This window comes from Streptomyces sp. NBC_01317, from assembly GCF_035961655.1.
Taxonomy (GTDB): Bacteria; Actinomycetota; Actinomycetes; order Streptomycetales; family Streptomycetaceae; genus Streptomyces.
This window is the reverse complement of record NZ_CP108393.1, coordinates 4981734-4997406: the sequence shown is the minus strand read 5'-3', so window position 1 is coordinate 4997406 and position 15673 is coordinate 4981734. Positions and strand designations below refer to the sequence as shown.

General features: G+C 70.8%; 14 protein-coding genes and 1 tRNA gene. 6 read left to right on the top strand and 9 right to left on the bottom strand.

Features of this window, described 5'->3' with window-relative positions; translation table 11 throughout:
• The first annotated feature begins 61 nt into the window (after window positions 1-61).
• A complete protein-coding gene (locus tag OG349_RS21625) occupies window positions 62-1267 on the top strand; it encodes a DUF3103 family protein (protein WP_327236171.1) in 1206 nt (401 codons plus the stop codon).
• A 57-nt stretch (window positions 1268-1324) separates the two neighbouring features.
• On the opposite strand, the gene OG349_RS21620 is transcribed toward OG349_RS21625, so the two are convergent.
• Complete coding sequence (locus OG349_RS21620) at window positions 1325-2482, bottom strand: nuclear transport factor 2 family protein (protein WP_327236170.1); 1158 nt, start codon at window positions 2480-2482, stop codon at window positions 1325-1327.
• A 95-nt stretch (window positions 2483-2577) separates the two neighbouring features.
• On the opposite strand from OG349_RS21620, the gene OG349_RS21615 reads away from it, so the two are divergent.
• The 4 genes from OG349_RS21615 to OG349_RS21600 all read left to right on the top strand — a co-directional run bounded on the left by OG349_RS21615 (window position 2578) and on the right by OG349_RS21600 (window position 5970).
• Window positions 2578-3549 carry a LysR family transcriptional regulator gene (locus OG349_RS21615; protein WP_327236169.1) on the top strand — a complete coding sequence of 324 codons (972 nt, stop codon included), beginning with the start codon at window positions 2578-2580 and terminating at the stop codon, window positions 3547-3549.
• Window positions 3550-3836: 287 nt separating this feature from the next.
• A complete protein-coding gene (locus tag OG349_RS21610; protein WP_327236168.1) occupies window positions 3837-4931 on the top strand; it encodes a hypothetical protein in 1095 nt (364 codons plus the stop codon).
• Entirely contained in the window at window positions 4924-5094 is a 171-nt protein-coding gene (locus OG349_RS21605) for a hypothetical protein (protein ID WP_327236167.1), read from the top strand. Before OG349_RS21610 ends, OG349_RS21605 begins: the two co-directional genes overlap by 8 nt.
• A 717-nt stretch (window positions 5095-5811) precedes the next feature.
• The gene (locus OG349_RS21600; RefSeq protein ID WP_327236166.1) at window positions 5812-5970 is read left to right on the top strand and encodes a hypothetical protein; all 159 of its coding nucleotides are present in this window, start codon (window positions 5812-5814) and stop codon (window positions 5968-5970) included.
• Between the two features lie 234 nt (window positions 5971-6204).
• Here OG349_RS21600 and OG349_RS21595 read toward each other — a convergent pair.
• From OG349_RS21595 to galU, 7 genes are all read right to left on the bottom strand, one after another.
• A tRNA-Ala gene (locus tag OG349_RS21595) sits at window positions 6205-6278 on the bottom strand.
• An 82-nt stretch (window positions 6279-6360) separates the two neighbouring features.
• On the bottom strand, window positions 6361-7629 hold the full coding sequence (gene sepX, locus OG349_RS21590; protein ID WP_327236165.1) for a divisome protein SepX/GlpR: 1269 nt from the start codon (window positions 7627-7629) through the stop codon (window positions 6361-6363).
• A gap of 141 nt (window positions 7630-7770) precedes the next feature.
• Window positions 7771-8397, bottom strand: coding sequence for a GNAT family N-acetyltransferase (locus OG349_RS21585; protein WP_161312720.1), 627 nt, complete (start codon window positions 8395-8397; stop codon window positions 7771-7773).
• Window positions 8394-8927 (bottom strand): MogA/MoaB family molybdenum cofactor biosynthesis protein, encoded by a 534-nt coding sequence (locus tag OG349_RS21580; protein WP_327236164.1) that lies wholly within the window; start codon window positions 8925-8927, stop codon window positions 8394-8396. The genes OG349_RS21585 and OG349_RS21580 overlap by 4 nt, the downstream gene beginning before the upstream one ends.
• Complete coding sequence (moaC, locus tag OG349_RS21575) at window positions 8924-9373, bottom strand: cyclic pyranopterin monophosphate synthase MoaC (RefSeq protein ID WP_327236163.1); 450 nt, start codon at window positions 9371-9373, stop codon at window positions 8924-8926. Before moaC ends, OG349_RS21580 begins: the two co-directional genes overlap by 4 nt.
• A gap of 213 nt (window positions 9374-9586) precedes the next feature.
• A complete protein-coding gene (gene glp / locus OG349_RS21570) occupies window positions 9587-10945 on the bottom strand; it encodes a molybdotransferase-like divisome protein Glp (RefSeq protein ID WP_442806287.1) in 1359 nt (452 codons plus the stop codon).
• Complete coding sequence (gene galU / locus OG349_RS21565) at window positions 10926-11828, bottom strand: UTP--glucose-1-phosphate uridylyltransferase GalU (protein ID WP_161312717.1); 903 nt, start codon at window positions 11826-11828, stop codon at window positions 10926-10928. Before galU ends, glp begins: the two co-directional genes overlap by 20 nt.
• Window positions 11829-11944: 116 nt before the next feature.
• Here galU and OG349_RS21560 point away from each other — a divergent pair, with 116 nt between their 5' ends.
• Complete coding sequence (locus tag OG349_RS21560) at window positions 11945-12535, top strand: 5-formyltetrahydrofolate cyclo-ligase (protein WP_327236161.1); 591 nt, start codon at window positions 11945-11947, stop codon at window positions 12533-12535.
• 89 nt (window positions 12536-12624) lie between these two features.
• On the opposite strand, the gene OG349_RS21555 is transcribed toward OG349_RS21560, so the two are convergent.
• Entirely contained in the window at window positions 12625-15555 is a 2931-nt protein-coding gene (locus OG349_RS21555) for a penicillin acylase family protein (RefSeq protein ID WP_327236160.1), read from the bottom strand.
• Window positions 15556-15673 lie beyond the last annotated feature (118 nt).

The following is a 15673-nucleotide window of genomic DNA, read 5'->3' as shown; positions in this document are numbered from 1 at the left end:
CAACGCCCCCACACCGCCGCCGCGTCGAGAGGCGCTCGCGGCCGGCCTCCAGGAGGATCGCTTGAGCCCGTCCCGCATGTCGCGCACGTCCCGCACGCGCCGCAGTGCCCTCGCTCTCGCACTCTGCGCCGCCGCTGTCGCCGCTCTGCAAGGAGTGGCGTCGCCGGCGGCGGGCGCGGCGCCGGCTTCCTCGCCGTCCGCCTCCACGTCCGCGTCCACCTCTACCTCCTCGCCCACCTCCACGTCGACGGTCGGCCGTATCGAGGACAGCACGGCCCGCGCGTTCGCCGAGTCGCTCGGCGAGGGGAGCTGGCGGACCCAGGTACGTACCGCCGCGCTCGCCTCGGACCAGATCGACCTGCGCGCGCTGACCGGCCGGACCACCACCCGGGCCGGCAGCGCCCTCGAACCGGCGATCGCGACCGCCGACCGGCACATCGCCGAGGCCAAGGGCCTGGCCGCCGACACCGGCTCCCTGCTGCGCCTGCGCCTGGCCGCCCCGTCCATGCGGGGTGAACTGGCTTCGGGTACGGCCCCGTTGGTCGCGGCGGCCACCACGGACGACAGCGCGGAGACGATCACGGCGTACGACAGCCGGGGCCGCGCGCACACGCTGGACGCCCGGCGGACCCCGGACCGCCCGGTCTACGTGGTGGACATCGACGTGTCGCGGGCGATGACAGCAGGACTGAGAACGCTCAACAAGGAACTGACGGAGCGGGGCCTGTCCGCTCCCGCCCAGCAGGCCCCCACCTCTCCCACCCGGTCGGCGGCGGCGGGCTTCTGGACCACCAAGATCGACTCGGTCCAGCTGTCGAGCGACGAGGAGCCCTGGGTCTCGGGTGACGCCGAGGTCTTCTCGATCGTCAGCGGCTTCGGTTTCGACGGCAAGGTGCGCGTCGACACGGTCGACATGCCGTACTTGGACAACGACGGCACGACGTACTACCCGAACCAGATTCTCGTCAACTGGTCCTCGTACAAGTACAACCTCGCCGACGTGGTGATGATGGAGGACGACGGCGACACCAACTACCAGGCCCTGGCCAAGGCCCTGGCGGACGCCCTGCTCACCATCACCGACCTGGGCACCTACATCCCCCTGGTGAACGCGATCCTCGACGCGATCCCCGCCTCCTGGTGGACCAACGACCCGGACTACGTGGACTCCTGGTACACCCTGGCCAACACCTCCACGGGCCGCCTCAACGGCGCCCGGGCCAACGGCTGGCTGACGGTGACCCCGTACTTCGTCACCCAGTCCTAGGGCGTGGCGAGACGGCGGGAAGGGACCGTTCCCCGGCAACGGTCCCTTCGCGCCCTCTCAGGAGTGGCGGTGATACGCCTTGTTGGCGATGCGCCAGCCGTCGTCGGTGCGGACCAGCAGGAAGACGTCGGTGAACGTGTCCGCACCGTGCGAGAGCGTCATGGTGGCGGTCGCGACGGTGCCGTGGACCTCTACGGAGTCGATACGGCGGGCGCGGGCCGGTTCGTCCGGTGCCGGCCGGCCCTGGAAGAGGGTGCGGTACTCGTCCAGGCGCCAGGAGACGAACGCGCCATCCCGTATCCCTTCGATGTGGGCGGTGGAGAGGAACGCGTCCCGGAAGTGAGCGGGGTCGCCGGTGGCGTGTCCGCGGATGTAGGCGCGGAGCGGTTCGAGCACGACGTCCGCCACGGCGGGGACCGTGGCGGCGACGGCGATGTCGTCGTCCAGGGCGGCAGGAGCGCCGGCCAGGCCCGTCGCCCCGCGCAAGGGAGTGTTCGACGCGGCGGCCAGCAGAGCCATGTCCTTGTCCAGCGCACCGATCGTGAATTCGGCCGTGGCGGCGGTCGGCTCACCGAGGAGGAAGGGGCGCTTGCGGGCCACGAGCCCGCCGAGCTGGCCGAGTTCAAGGATGTCCAGCGTCTGGGTACGGGGCAGGCCGAGGGCATTCGCCTGCCGCAGTGAGTCCCGCAGCGCGAGGACGGCACCGGCGAGGCTGTGGTTGGCGATCAGCTTCAGGGCGGCGGCGGTGGAGGCGTCGTCCACGTACCGGACAGTGCCCAGCGTTTCGAGCACCGGCCGGACCCGGTCGAGTGCGTCCTCGCCGCCGGCGGCAAGAATCCGCAGCGCACCGGCGTTGGCAGCGGACACCGAGCCGAGCACGGGCGCGTGGACGTAGGACGGGCCGAGTTCCCGGGCCAGACGGGACGCTTCGGCGGGTGCGACGGTGCTCGTGTTGAGCACCAGCGTGTCCGGTCGGAGTGAGTAACGGATGTCGTCGACGACCTGCCGACAGGCCGGTCCGTCGAACAGTGCCAGGAGTACGACATCGGCCCGCGCCACGGCCTCGTACGGGTCGTCTGTCGTCTTGACGGTGCCTGACGCGCGCCCGGAGCGGGTCCAGCCGACGACGTCCCGGCCCAGGGTGGCCAGCCGTGCCGCGATGGCGCCGCCCATGCGCCCCAGACCGAGGACGGCGATGGTGTGCGATGTGGTCATGGGCGCCATGCTGGTGCAGTGCGACGACTGCGACAAGCGCAGATCTCGCAGCCCAGGCATGCGTCATTCGCATACCACCCGCCATACTTGTCGCCATGGATCTGACGGTGTGGCGGGCCTTCGTGACCGTGTGCCGGGTCGGCTCGCTGTCGGCGGCCGCGGCCGAGTTGAATCACACGCAGTCGGCCGTTTCCCGGCAGATCGCCGGGCTGGAGCGGCAGCTCGGCGTGTCCTTGGTGGAGCGCCATGCCCGTGGGGTGCGCCCGACGTCGGCCGGTGAGGTGTTCCGGCGCCATGCCTTGGCCACGCTCGACGAGGCCGACCGCGCCGTTCGCGCGGTACGGGACCTCCACGGCGGGGTGTCCGACAGGCCCCTGGCCATCGGGGCGACGCCGTCTCTCGCCGGGGGGATCGTCCCCGAGGCCGTTCAGGGCCTGCTGAAACGGGACGGATCCCTCCGGTGGAGCCTGCGTCCCGGTCTCAGCGCACCCCTGCACAGCCGTGTGATCGCCGGCGCTCTCGACATCGCTTTTGTCACCGACGCCCCGCCGGGGCTGCCCGTCGACCCGCGGGTCGAGCGCCGGTTCCTCGGGCTGGACGAGATGGTCGTCGTCCTGCCCGCCGGCCATCCGCGCGCCGGGGGCGGGCCGGTGCGCATCCAGGAGCTGGCCGACGAGACCTGGGCCGAGGACAACGACGGCTCCGCGGCACTCCTCCACCAGCACGCCGCCCGCGCCGGAGTCAGCCCCCGCATCGGTCTGACCGCCGCCGACCTGCCCGGCAAACTCGCCCTGGTCGCCACCGGTCACGCGATCGCGCTGATCCCCGGCGTGCTGACGCCCGCGCTGCGGGCCGATGTCACTACGGTCGCCCTGGCCGACCCCCCGACCCGCGGCATCTACGCGATCACCCCGCGCCGCGACCCCCACCCCCGCGCGGTCCCCCTGCTCGAACTGCTCGCCACGGCCTTCGCCTCGGTCCGTACGGCCCGAGCTGCTCACCGGCCCGGCACGACGGACGACCGCACCGCCGCACCGGCGCCGCAGGACAACATCACGGAATCGTGAGCCGCGATCGTGGCGGCCAGGATTCCGGCGGACCCCACTGCCGGACGCGATCCCGCCCTTGGGTGTCCGGAACGACATCTGACGTTCCCTGGCCCCCCGAACACCCCGGAAACGACGAAGTCCCGTCCGATCAAACTGATCGGACGGGACCCGCGAACCGCCTACGAGCTGACCCGCGAACGGCCTTTGCGGTGGGGTGTTCACGAGTGGGGTTGACCAGCGGTGCGGCCGACGTTCGAAGATCGTCCCCACGCTGCCGATGACTTTGTCCCGCATAGAATCCCGGAATGCCGCAGCAAAGCCCGGTCCGGGTCGATGAAGGGGCACTGCTGGCCCGGCTCGGTCCTGATGCCACAAGGTTCGAGCTGACAGGCGCCTCGGTGGTCGTCGGCGCCACGGAGATCCTGATCATCGCCGATGCCGGTGACGACCTGGCGTCCAGCGGCGTCTGGAACGAAAGCCTGTTCCGGTTGGCCGGCGAGGTCCCGGAAGCGGCCGCTCAGGCACTCTCCGGGTTTACGGACTTCTGGAGCTTCGAGGAACCGCAGCAGCGGCCGATCCACGTCGCCGTCCGCGTAGGAACGGCCTGCCTGCTGCTCGGAGGCGTCCGGTTCGGCTGCGGCGGACCCGACCACTACGAGTTCAAGTTCTTCGAACCGCTGGACCGCGAGGTACTGGACGCGGTCCGCCCGCCCGGCCCTGATCCGCTACTGCCGGCACCGGTGTGGGTCGGTCTCGTCACGGACCGTCCGCAACAGGCACTGACGCTCTTCGTCGAGTCATGGTTCCCCGAGTCCCCGCCCAGGAACGCCGCCCCGTCGGCGGAAGCCGTGCCGACCGCATTGGCGGCGTTCTACCGCCTGGCCGAGGGGCGGCCCAAAATGCTCGGTACACAGAACTACATGCACCGGCCGCAGGAGAACGGCCACGACCGGGACGGCGAGTACATCGCGTTCGCGTCGGAGAACCAGGGCTGCTGGTCATGGTCCTGCCCCCGTCTCCCCGACACCGGGGACAGCGACCACAGCGTCCTCCTCACCCGGAATGGCCTGGCACTGCCCGAGCAGGAACCTCTGAGTAAATTCCTCCTCCAATTCCTCCTGCACGAGGCAACCTTCGAGGGCCCGTACCTGGCACACGCGTCCGCCCCCGCGGACGAGCTCCTCCCCAAGCTCCGCTCCGTACTGCGCGACGTCCCGCTCCGGCCCTTCATGACACCGGTGCATCCGATGTCCTTCCTCGCCGGCCCCGGACTCGTAGCCGTCATCGCGGCCGCCCCTTGGAACGAGGGCAGCGCCACCGTCGGCATCGGCGCCGTCCACCGCAGCGCCTTGCGCCCCCTCGGCCAACTTGGCATCCGCTGGAGCAGGTTCGATGGCTGACGACGGCACAGCTCACGTACCGGATCGCGAAGTCCTGGACCAGCTGTTCGAGCTGGAGATACGGCGCATCTGTCGGGCCGCGGTCGTCGATCGCTTCCCCATGGGCACGCGGCCGCCGCAGGCCGGGCTGCTGTTCGGGCCTGAGTGGAGCGTCCACGAGTAGCTGTGGCCAGCGGTCTAGAGAGCGCTTGAAGACCGCTTCCCGTCGAGAGAGTAATCCGTCTCCGCCGGAGGGGCTGGGCGGGATATACGGTCGCTCACCCCTGCCCCGCTCATCCACGCCACTACCGGCGCCGACGACGACACCGTCCGCGCACCCGGCGACGTCCTCGGCAAGAGGATCGAGGCCCGCGGTCCCTTTCACCTCAACTCAAGCAGGGCCCCGACGCCCGCGGCTCGATCCGTGTCCGGTGCCCCGCCGGCGGCTCCTGCCCGTCGGTCTACTACGCGCGCCGACGGCGGCTGCACCCCCGCGTCTCCGCCCCGATGCCCGCGCGAGTGGTCGACCTCGACGCCCCGCAATTCCATACCACCGAGGCGGCGGCCCGCCCCACCGTCCATGTCCCCGACGCCGAACGCCTCGCGCCACCGCCGAAGAAGGCCCTTCCCGCAGTCTGCGTGGCAGTCTCGGTCACCATGCCTGCCGACGCCGAGGGACCCGACTGGCCTCTGGCCAAGTACCGCCACGTCCCCTATATCCACGCCTCCTGGCTGAACACGTACAAGCCCATCCGCAGCCACAACGAGGCGCCAACGGCCGTCTCAAGAGCGGCACCCTCGACATCGGCAAGCGCAAGCACCGCCCCGCCCCGCCCCGGGCCAGGTCACTCAGGCCCTCTCCCTCGCCCTCTCCCTCGCCCTGGTGGTCACCGTCGCGAACTTGAGGATTCTCGAGAACTGGCTCACCGAAGTGGTCGGCCCCGACGAACTCACCGCCAACCACTTCGACGCCACCGACCCGCTGCCCCCGCTCAGCACCCCGGCCGTCGTGTTGCCGAAGGCAGGCACAGGGCGCCATCCGCCGCCACGCTCCCGCTGAATCCGGCTCCGTACGACAACTCCAGCCCATTCGCGCACGCCGAACTCCCCGACGACCGGCGTGCACAGCCATGTCCGCACGGCCCCAACAGGCCACACGGCACACATCCGTCCGGCCCATCCCGCGCACCCAGACCTCCCGACTAGCCCGGAAACGACGAAGTCCCGCCCGATCAAAGTGATCGGACGGGACCCGCGAACCGCCTACGAGCTGACCCGCGAACGGCCTTTGCAGTGGACCTGAGGGGATTCGAACCCCTGACCCCCTCGATGCGAACGAGGTGCGCTACCAGACTGCGCTACAGGCCCTTGCAACGAGTGAAACCTTAGCACCCCCGTCGCCGTGCCCGGAAATCCGTTGGGGCTTCGGCGGCTGGTCACGGGGTGGTCGTCACTCGTTGGCCGCTCGGGGGCGGTCGCCCTCCTCGTACTGGTCGAAGAGGGGGGTCCTGCCCCGGTCGCGGGTGCGGCGCGGTGGTGGGGTGCGCTGGGCCGGGGGCTGCGGGGGTGTCTCCGGGGTGGGTTCCGCCGTGGAGGAGCGGGCCGCGCTCCAGGTTTCCGGGTCGCCGACCTCGACGCCGCCGCTCGCACGGGGGGCGACCGGGGCCGTGACGTACGTCGGGAGCGGGACCGGGACCGGGTCCCAGCTGTCGCCCCGCGCCGGGCCGCGTTCGCGCTGCTGGTCCACCCACTCCGCGTGGTCGGTCTGCTCGACCAGGGCGCGGCGGCCCGCCTCCTGTGGCGAGACCGTCGCGGGGGGAGCGGAGTCCGGCGGGGACGCGGGCTCCTCCTCGTCCGGCTCACCGGCTCCGGCACCGGCGCCGCCGGCGGGCGACGGCTGGTGGCGGCGCGGGCGGTTCTCCCGCAGGCGCTGCGCCGCCGCCTCGGCCCTGCGCCGGTCCATGGTGAAGGCGAAGCGCCGTCGTTCCTGGCCGCGCAGATGCACGATGTAGACGCTGAGCAGGACCGCCGGGACCGCCGGTGCCCAGAGGAGTCCCAGGCCCCCCACCGCCGCCACGACGGCGCCGAGCGTGAAGGCCAGGAAGAGGAGGACGGTGGTACGGCGACGGCGCGCGAGGACCTGCGAGCGCTGCGCGCGCCGGGCGCGTTCCGCCGCCGCCCCCGACTGCCGTCCCGCACGCGGACGTACCGCACGCGGGACACGTACCGGACGGGCCGTACGGGAGGGACGCGACGGGCGGAACGTACGTTCCGGGCGCGCGGGCGCGGGCTCCGGGACCGGGGCGTGCGCCTGCGCCGGTCCCGATACCTGGGCCGCCGCCTGCCGGGGTGGCGCGGGGCGCTGCGCCGGCGGCCGGGGCTGCGCCTTGGCCTCCCCGCGAAGCTCCGCGGGGATCTCCAGGCGCGCCTCGGTCCGGTCCGGGGGCGCGGAGAAGGCCCGGACGTCGACGGAGCTCATCGACTCCGCCCGATCGTCCGGTTCGACGTCGGAACCCGCCTCCTCGGCGGCGCGTACCTGTAGCTCCTTGGCGTAACGACGCTCCATGGCGCCCCGGCCGGACAGCAACCGGATCGCGGTGCTGAACCGTTCCGTCGGGCGCGCCTCGTTGAGCTCGTCCTGCCTGCGGAGCCACATCGGCACCAAGTAGGCGGCCCAGGCCCCGACGATGACTGCGTAGATGAGGCCGCTGCTGCTCACGGTTCACACCGTAGAGGGGTTCGCGCGAGGGCATCCGCCAATTGGGCCGGTGTGTCGCACGATCTGGCTGATATCACGGACTTTTTTTGTGATTGTTCGGATCGCTTGATGGTCACATCGGACCAAATTCGAACACTTATTTTATTTCCGTGACGTTCCCGGCCTCCGCGCCTGGTGCCAGCGGTGGACCAGACCCTCCGGGGCCTCCTCCGCCGTGAGTACGTAAATGAGATGGTCCCGCCACGCTCCGTCAATGTGGAGATAGCGCGGGCGCAGCCCCTCCTCGCGGAATCCCAGCTTTTCGACGACGCGGCGGCTGGGCCCGTTCTCCGGGCGAATGCAGATCTCGACGCGGTGCAGCCCCACCGAACGGAAGCAGTGGTCGACCGCCATGGCCACCGCCGTCGGCATGACACCCCGCCCGGCGACCTCACGGTCCACCCAGTAGCCGACATGCCCGGAGCACATGGAGCCCCACGTGATCCCGGCGACGGTCAACTGCCCCACCAGCCGCCCCTGGTACTCGATGACAAACGGCAGCATCCGGCCCGCGTTCGCCTCGGCGCGCAGGTGACGGACCATCTGCCGGTACGTGGGGCGCTGGGCGAGCGGCGCCCCGGGGGCCGGCGGCGGAATCGTCGCTTCCCAGGGGCGCAGCCAGTCGCGGTTGCGCCGGTTGACCTCTCGCCAGGCGCGCTGGTCGCGCATCCTTATCGGACGGAGTGTCACGTCTCCGTCCACCAGCAGCACGGGCCAGGAGGGGTTCATCCGGAGGTACGGGGGTGATCGCCGCCGCGGAGCTGGTCCACGGCATGGGTGAGCAGCTTGCTGAGGACGGCGAGACCGTCCCGTACGCCTCCGGCCGAGCCCGGCAGGTTGACGATCAGCGTCCGCCCGGCCACGCCCGCGAGTCCGCGCGAGAGCGCTGCGGTGGGGACCTTGGTGGCGCCCTGGGCGCGGATCGCCTCCGGGATGCCGGGGATCTCGTGGTCCAGGAGGCGCCGGGTGACGTCCGGGGTGCGGTCCGTGGGGGAGATACCCGTACCGCCCGTGGTCAGGATGACGTCGTACGCGGCGGCCACGCCGTCGCGCAGCGCCCGCTCGACCGGGTCGCCGTCGGGGACGACCTTCGGGCCCTCGACGGAGAAGCCGAGCGCGGTGAGGCCCTCGACCAGGATCGGGCCGCCCGTGTCGGCGTAGACACCGGCGGCGGCGCGGTTGGAGGCGGTGACGACGAGGGCGCGGTAGGGGGTGGAGAGGGGAGAGGTGGTGGCTCGGAGGGCGGGATCGTCCGTCATGCCGTGCTCCCGTCCCCGGCCCCGCGCGCCCACGTGCCCGACTTGCCGCCGGTCTTCTCCTCGACCCGTACGTCCGTGATCACCGCGCCCTTGTCGACCGCCTTCACCATGTCGACCACCGTGAGCGCGGCCACGGAGACCGCGGTCAGGGCCTCCATCTCCACGCCCGTACGGTCCGTCGTCCTCACCGTCGCCAGGATCTCGACGGCGTCGTCCGCGACCGCCAGGTCGAGCGTGACGCCCGAGACGGCGAGCGGATGGCAGAGCGGGATCAGGTCCGGCGTCCGCTTGGCGCCCATGATGCCCGCGATACGGGCCGTGGCGAGCGCGTCCCCCTTGGGCACTCCCCCGCCCCTGAGCAGCTCGACGACGCGCGGCGAGACGAGGACACGTCCGCTGGCGCGGGCGGTGCGCGCCGTGACGTCTTTCGCGGAGACGTCGACCATGCGGGCCGCGCCCGACGCGTCGATGTGGGTCAGTCCCCCCGTCCGGCCCTCCCCCTGTCCCGACGGAGGGACGGGCGGAGGAGCTGACGGAGGATCCTGCTGAGACGGTCCGGAGGTCTCCCCCCGGTTAAACGCGGTCATTGCTGTGAGCGCTCCCGGTCCGGGCCCGAGAGGGCCTGTGTGGGCTGACACGCTACCGCCACCCTGGGGCGGTCAACCGATCAGGACCACGTCGAGTTCCGTGCCGGGTTCGACCGACACGGCGTCCTCCGGGACGACGGCCAGCGCGTCGGCGTGGGCGAGGGCCGCCACGAGGTGGGACCCGGCGCCGCCGACCGGCGCGATCGTGCCCGCCTCCGCGTCGTACTTGGCCCGCAGGAACTGCCGTCTGCCGCTCGGCGAGGAGAGCGGCTTGTCGCTGACCAGCGTGGCGCGGACCGTCGGGCGGTGGACGTCCTCCAGGCCCATCAGGGCGCGGATCGCGGGCCGTACGAACAACTCGAAGGAGACATAACACGAGACCGGATTGCCGGGCAGCGCGAGCAGCGGGACGTGCTCCGCGCCGATCGAGCCGAAGCCCTGGGGCTTGCCCGGCTGCATCGCCAGCTTGCGGAAGTCGATGCCGCTGCCCGGTTCGTCCTCGTCTCCTACGGAGGACAGCGCTTCCTTGACGACGTCGTACGCCCCGACGCTGACGCCGCCCGTGGTGACGAGCAGGTCCGCGCGGATCAGCTGGTCCTCGATGGTGGCGCGGAGTGTCTCGGCGTCGTCCGTGACGGCCCCGACGCGGTACGCGATGGCGCCCGCGTCCCGGGCCGCGGCGGTGAGCGCGAAGCTGTTGGAGTCGTAGATCTGGCCCGTACCCAACTGTTCTCCGGGCTGGACCAGCTCGCTGCCGGTGGACAGGACGACCACACGCGGGCGCGGCCGTACCCGGACGGAGCCGCGGCCGATGGCCGCCAGCAGGCCGATCTGCGAGGGGCCGAGCACCGTACCCGCCCTGAGCGCGAGATCACCGGCCCGTACGTCGCTGCCCTGGGCGCGGACATGGCCCCGGGCCTCGATCGAGCGGTAGACCCGCACCTCGCCGCTCCCGCCGCCCGGCGCGTCGCCCGCCGGGCGCATGGAGGTCGCGGGGCCCTCGCCCGTACCCCCGTCGGTCCACTCGACCGGCACCACGGCCTCGGCGCCCGGCGGGAGCGGGGCGCCCGTCATGATCCGGGCGGTCTCCCCCGGGCCGACCTCGGGCAGATCGCCGCTGCCCGCCGCGACGTCGCCGACGACGGTGAGCACGGCGGGGAACTCGTCCGTGGCGCCCGCCACATCGGCCGTACGGACCGCGTACCCGTCCATGGAGCTGTTGTCGAACGGCGGCAGGGCCACCGGCACCGTGACGTCCTCGACCAGGACGCAGCCCTGGGCGTCGGGCAGTTGCAGCTCGATGGGTTCGAGCGGGTGGATCGCGGCGAGGATGTCCGCGAGGTGCTCGTCCACCGACCACAGCTGCTCGTGGCGGGCCACCGGAGCCGATTCTGCCGTACTGCTCAAGGCGCTACATCTCCTCGCTGACATAACTGCGGAGCCAGGCGCGGAAGTCCGGGCCCAGGTCTTCACGTTCGCACGCGAGTCTGACAATGGCACGCAGGAAGTCGCCTCGGTCGCCTGTGTCATACCGGCGGCCCTTGAAAATCACACCGTGGACCGGTCCGCCGACCTTCTCGTCCACCGAGAGCTGCTGGAGGGCGTCGGTGATCTGGATCTCACCACCGCGGCCCGGCTCGGTCTTGCGCAGTATCTCGAAGATCGCGGGATCGAGCACGTAACGGCCGATGATCGCGTAGTTGCTCGGCGCGTCGGCGGCGTCGGGCTTCTCGACCAGGTCGTGGACCTTGACCACGTCGCTGTCGCGCGTGGGCTCCACGGCGGCGCAGCCGTAGAGGTGGATCTGCTCGGGGTCGACCTCCATGAGGGCGATGACGCTGCCGCCCTCGCGCTCCTGGATCTCCATCATGCGCGACAGCAGGGGGTCGCGCGGGTCGATCAGGTCGTCGCCCAGCAGGACCGCGAAGGGCTGGTCGCCCACGTGCGGCGCGGCGCACAGGATGGCGTGGCCGAGGCCCTTGGGGTCGCCCTGGCGCACGTAGTGCATGGTGGCGAGTTCGCTGGACTCCTGGACCTTCGCGAGCCGTTCGGCGTCGCCCTTGCGGGTGAGCGCCCCTTCCAGCTCGTAGTTGCGGTCGAAGTGGTCCTCAAGGGCGCGCTTGTTGCGGCCGGTGATCATGAGCACGTCGGACAGGCCGGCCGCCGCCGCCTCCTCGACCACGTACTGGATCGCGGGCTTGTCGACCACCGGCAGCATCTCTTTGGGAGTGGCCTTGGTGGCGGGGAGGAACCGGGTGCCGAGGCCTGCGGCGGGGATGACAGCCTTGGTGATCCGGGAGGGCGACTGAGTCATACGGATAACCCTATCCGGTGGGCTATGCGCGGAAGATGATGCTCCGGTTAACTTTCGCCGCACCTATGGGTGTACATCCGCAATCGAGAGGTTTGTGATGTCCGGTGGCGCATGAGATGTCCGGAAAGGCTTCCGTACGGAGTGAACTCCTCGCCGCGAGAGCCCTGCTGTCCAGTGAAGACGCGCGAAAGGCCGCGTTGGTTCTCGCGCGGCGGGCCGGAGATCTGGCCGCGCTTGCCGGGGCCCGTACGGTCGCCGCGTACGTCTCCGTCGGACGCGAACCCGGCACACGCGTGCTGCTCGACGTACTGCGCGGGCGGGGCGTCGAAGTCCTGCTGCCGGTGCTGCGCGCGGACAACGACCTCGACTGGGCGCGGTACGAGGGGGCGGAGCGGCTCGTACGCGCGGGGCGGGGCCTGTGGGAGCCGGACGGGACACCACTCGGCCCGGACGCCGTGCTGGCGGCGGAGGTCGTGCTGCTGCCCGGGCTCGCGGTGGACACACGCGGGATGCGGCTGGGGCGGGGCGGTGGCTCGTACGACCGGGTCCTCGCCCGGCTGGAGCGGGCCGGCGCCGCGCCGACGCTGGCCGTCCTGCTGTACGACGACGAGGTGGTCGCGCGGGTCCCGGCGGAGCCGCACGACCGTCCCGTACACGCGGTGGTGACGCCCGGAGGTGTCAGGCACTTCACCGGCGGCCGTCCTTGAGGGAGGGGGAGAGGAAGTGGGGGGCGTGGCCGCCCCCGTGTGAGGGGGGGCGGCCTCCGGACCGGCCGTCGATACCGCTGATACCGGCGTTACGGATTCAGCGTCAGGGTGTCGGTCGTGCTGCCTTCGACGGCGTTGGGCGTGTACGACCAGTCGAGCAGCTCGCCCTTGGCCCACTTGTCCGTCTGGTCGCTGTAGTGCGCGTTGTACGCGTGTCCCGAAGCGCCGGTCAGGTTGATCCAGCGGGATTTGTCCCAGTCGCCGACGTTGACGACCATCCGCATCGACGGGACCCAGATGACGTCGTAACCGCCTGCCGCGTTCCACCCCGTCGCGTCGACCGCCGCCTCGCCGCCACCCAGGTTCCACGGGCCGCGGTTCAGTATGAACTTCAGGACGCCCGGGCCCTCGGTGCCGAGGGTCTGGTTGTTGAGGTTCAACTGGTGCAGCCGGCCCCAGTTCCAGGAGGAGACGTCCTTGCCGAGCGCGGCGGTCAGCTCCCAGCGGGCGTCCGTCATGGCGCGGGCGAGGAGCTGGTCGCGGGTCTTCGTCGCGCTGTCCCTGCGGCCGCCGGCGGCGCTCCACCACGCGTTGTTGTCGTCCTTGATGATGTTGCGCACGACCTCCAGCCAGCGGTCGCCGCCGTCCGGCTGCGCCGAGTCCGGGTCACGCTGGCCGCATTCCCGTACCGCGCGCGTGTCGAGGTCGTCCACCGGGCCGGTGTTGTCGGCGGGCGCGACCGTGAGGCAATCGCCCTTGGCGCGCAGCTCCTTGGGCAGCTTGTTGCCAAAGGCGAGCTTGAGGACGTTGCGCCAGACCGCGTTGAAGTAGGCGGCCGCGGCGGAGTCCGGTTCCTGGGTGCCGTCCCAGCCTTCGAGGAGCTTCTGCGCCTCGCGGACGGAGGGGTCCGAGACATCGATCTTGAGCAGATAGCTCTTCAGCAGCGTCCAGGCCGGGCTGCTGTTGTCCATCTGCATGGTCTGCATGTCATCGGTCGAGATCTTGCCGCCGTCCTTGGTCTTCGACTCGATGAGGTCGTTGATCCGCTGGCTCCTGGCGCCGTAGCCCCAGTCCTCGGTCAGCGTGTACGGGTACTTCTTCGCGTCTATCACGGCCTGGTTGGCGGTGACGATGTACCCGCGCTTGGGGTTGAACTCGTACGGCAGCTGGTCGAACGGGATCGGGTCCTTCTCCCAGTTCGCCTTCGGGTCCCAGCCGGGGGCCGGCGTCCTGCCGTCGAAGCCCTTGGGGCGGATCGGGATCGTGCCCGGCGCCTGATAGCCGATGTTGCCCTTGGTGTCGGCGTAGATCAGGTTCTGCGAGGGGACCTCGAAGTGCGAGGCGGCCTTGCGGAACTGACCCCAGTCCGCGGCCTTGTCCAGCTCGAAGACCGCGTCCATGGACTTGCCCGGTTGCAGCGCGGTCCACTTGAGGGCCACCGCGTAGCCGGTGCCTCTGTCGGGGGCGAGATTGCCCACGGGGGCCTTGTCGCCGACCTTCTCCAGCTCGGTGTCGCGGTCCGACACCACGGGGCCGTTGTTGGTCTCGCGGATGGTGATCTTCTTGCTGGGGCCGCCGGCGACCTTGATGGTCTCCTCGCGCGTGACAAAGCGCTTCTCGCCGTCCCCGTAGAGGTACGAGTCGCCGTTGACCTTCTCCAGGTAGAGGTCGGTCACGTCGGCGCCGAGGTTGGTGAAGCCCCAGGCGATGTTCTGGTTGTGGCCGATCACGACGCCCGGCATGCCGGAGAAGGTGTAGCCGGCGACGTCGTACTGGCACTTCGGCGAGACGCTGCGGCAGTGCAGGCCCATCTGGTACCAGAGCGACGGCATCTGGGGCGCGAGGTGCGGGTCGTTGGCCAGGAGGGGCTTCTCCGTCGTCGTGAGCTTTCCTGAGACGACCCAGGAGTTGGAGCCGATGCCGCTGCCGCTGGGGCCGAGCAGGGCCGGGATGTCGTCGAGGGTGCTGGAGAGGGAGCCGAGCTGGGAGGCCAGGGCCTGGGTGGCGCCGGCGGGGCTGTCCTGGGCGGCGGGGTCGCCACCGCTGTTGGTGCTGATGCCGGTGCCTGTTCCCGTACCGGTGCCTGTGCCTGTGCCGGTGCCGGTGCCGGTGCCGGTCCCTGTGCCTGTGCCCGTACCGTCTCCGAGGCCCGTGCCGGTGCCGTCCCCGACGCCTGTGCCCGTACCCGTGCCGGTGCCTGTACCGACGCCCGTACCGTCGCCGGTGTCGCCGAGCTGGTCCGTCGCCGGGGCCTTGGGGTCGTACTTCCCGGTGACGGGGTCGATCCCGCCCTCGTCCACGATCGGCGTGTTCCGGTCGTACGGGTACTCCGGGTACAGGTCGGCGACCTGCTTCGCGCTCAGCCGGCTTGTCATCAGTGAACGGTCGATCTCGTCCTGCATGTTGCCGCGCAGGTCCCAGGACATCGCCTTGAGCCAGGCCACAGAGTCGACCGGCGACCACTTCTCGGGCTTGTAGTCGTTCGTGAAGCCCAGCGCCGCGTACTCGACGGAGATGTCCTTGCCGTCACGGCCCTTGAGATAGGCGTTGACGCCCTCCGTGTACGACTGGAGGTTCTTCTTCGTCTCCGCCGACAGCTGGGTGTCGTACTCCTGCTGCGCCACCCGGCGCCAGCCGAGCGTGCGGAGGAAGGCGTCGGTCTTCACCTGCCCCTTGCCGAACATCTCGGAGAGGCGGCCGGACGTCAGGTGACGCCGGACGTCCATCTCCCAGAAGCGGTCCTGCGCCTGGACGTAACCCTGGGCGCGGAACAGGTCGGCGTCGGTGTCCGCGTAGATCTGCGGGACGCCGTAACTGTCCCGTCTCACGTCCACGGAGCCGGACAGGCCCTTGAGCTGGACGGACCCCGTGGTCTGGGGGAAGGAGGCGCGGACCGTACTCACACCCCAGTACGCGCCGAAACCGACACCCGCAACGAGCGCCAGCACCAGCACGATCAGGATCAGACGGGCGCGTCGCCCCTTCTTTTTGGCGGAAGGGGGGGCTGTGTTGGCGGGCATCGCTGTCCTTCGAGGGGCAGGGTGGTCCTGGGAATGCTGGAGCAACCATAGGCGCAGCGCTTCAACGATCAGGACTCGGTGTCATGTAGTGCGACTGATCAGACGATCACACAAGGAT

Coding starts and splice junctions, on each gene's coding strand:
- OG349_RS21620 (WP_327236170.1), bottom strand. CDS start 2,482: ATGACCACATCGCACACCATCGCCGTCCTCGGTCTGGGGCGCATGGGC.
- OG349_RS21615 (WP_327236169.1), top strand. CDS start 2,578: ATGGATCTGACGGTGTGGCGGGCCTTCGTGACCGTGTGCCGGGTCGGC.
- OG349_RS21610 (WP_327236168.1), top strand. CDS start 3,837: ATGCCGCAGCAAAGCCCGGTCCGGGTCGATGAAGGGGCACTGCTGGCC.
- OG349_RS21605 (WP_327236167.1), top strand. CDS start 4,924: ATGGCTGACGACGGCACAGCTCACGTACCGGATCGCGAAGTCCTGGAC.
- OG349_RS21585 (WP_161312720.1), bottom strand. CDS start 8,397: ATGAACCCCTCCTGGCCCGTGCTGCTGGTGGACGGAGACGTGACACTC.
- OG349_RS21580 (WP_327236164.1), bottom strand. CDS start 8,927: ATGACGGACGATCCCGCCCTCCGAGCCACCACCTCTCCCCTCTCCACC.
- moaC (WP_327236163.1), bottom strand. CDS start 9,373: ATGGTCGACGTCTCCGCGAAAGACGTCACGGCGCGCACCGCCCGCGCC.
- glp (WP_442806287.1), bottom strand. CDS start 10,945: ATGTCAGCGAGGAGATGTAGCGCCTTGAGCAGTACGGCAGAATCGGCT.
- galU (WP_161312717.1), bottom strand. CDS start 11,828: ATGACTCAGTCGCCCTCCCGGATCACCAAGGCTGTCATCCCCGCCGCA.
- OG349_RS21560 (WP_327236161.1), top strand. CDS start 11,945: ATGTCCGGAAAGGCTTCCGTACGGAGTGAACTCCTCGCCGCGAGAGCC.
- OG349_RS21555 (WP_327236160.1), bottom strand. CDS start 15,555: ATGCCCGCCAACACAGCCCCCCCTTCCGCCAAAAAGAAGGGGCGACGC.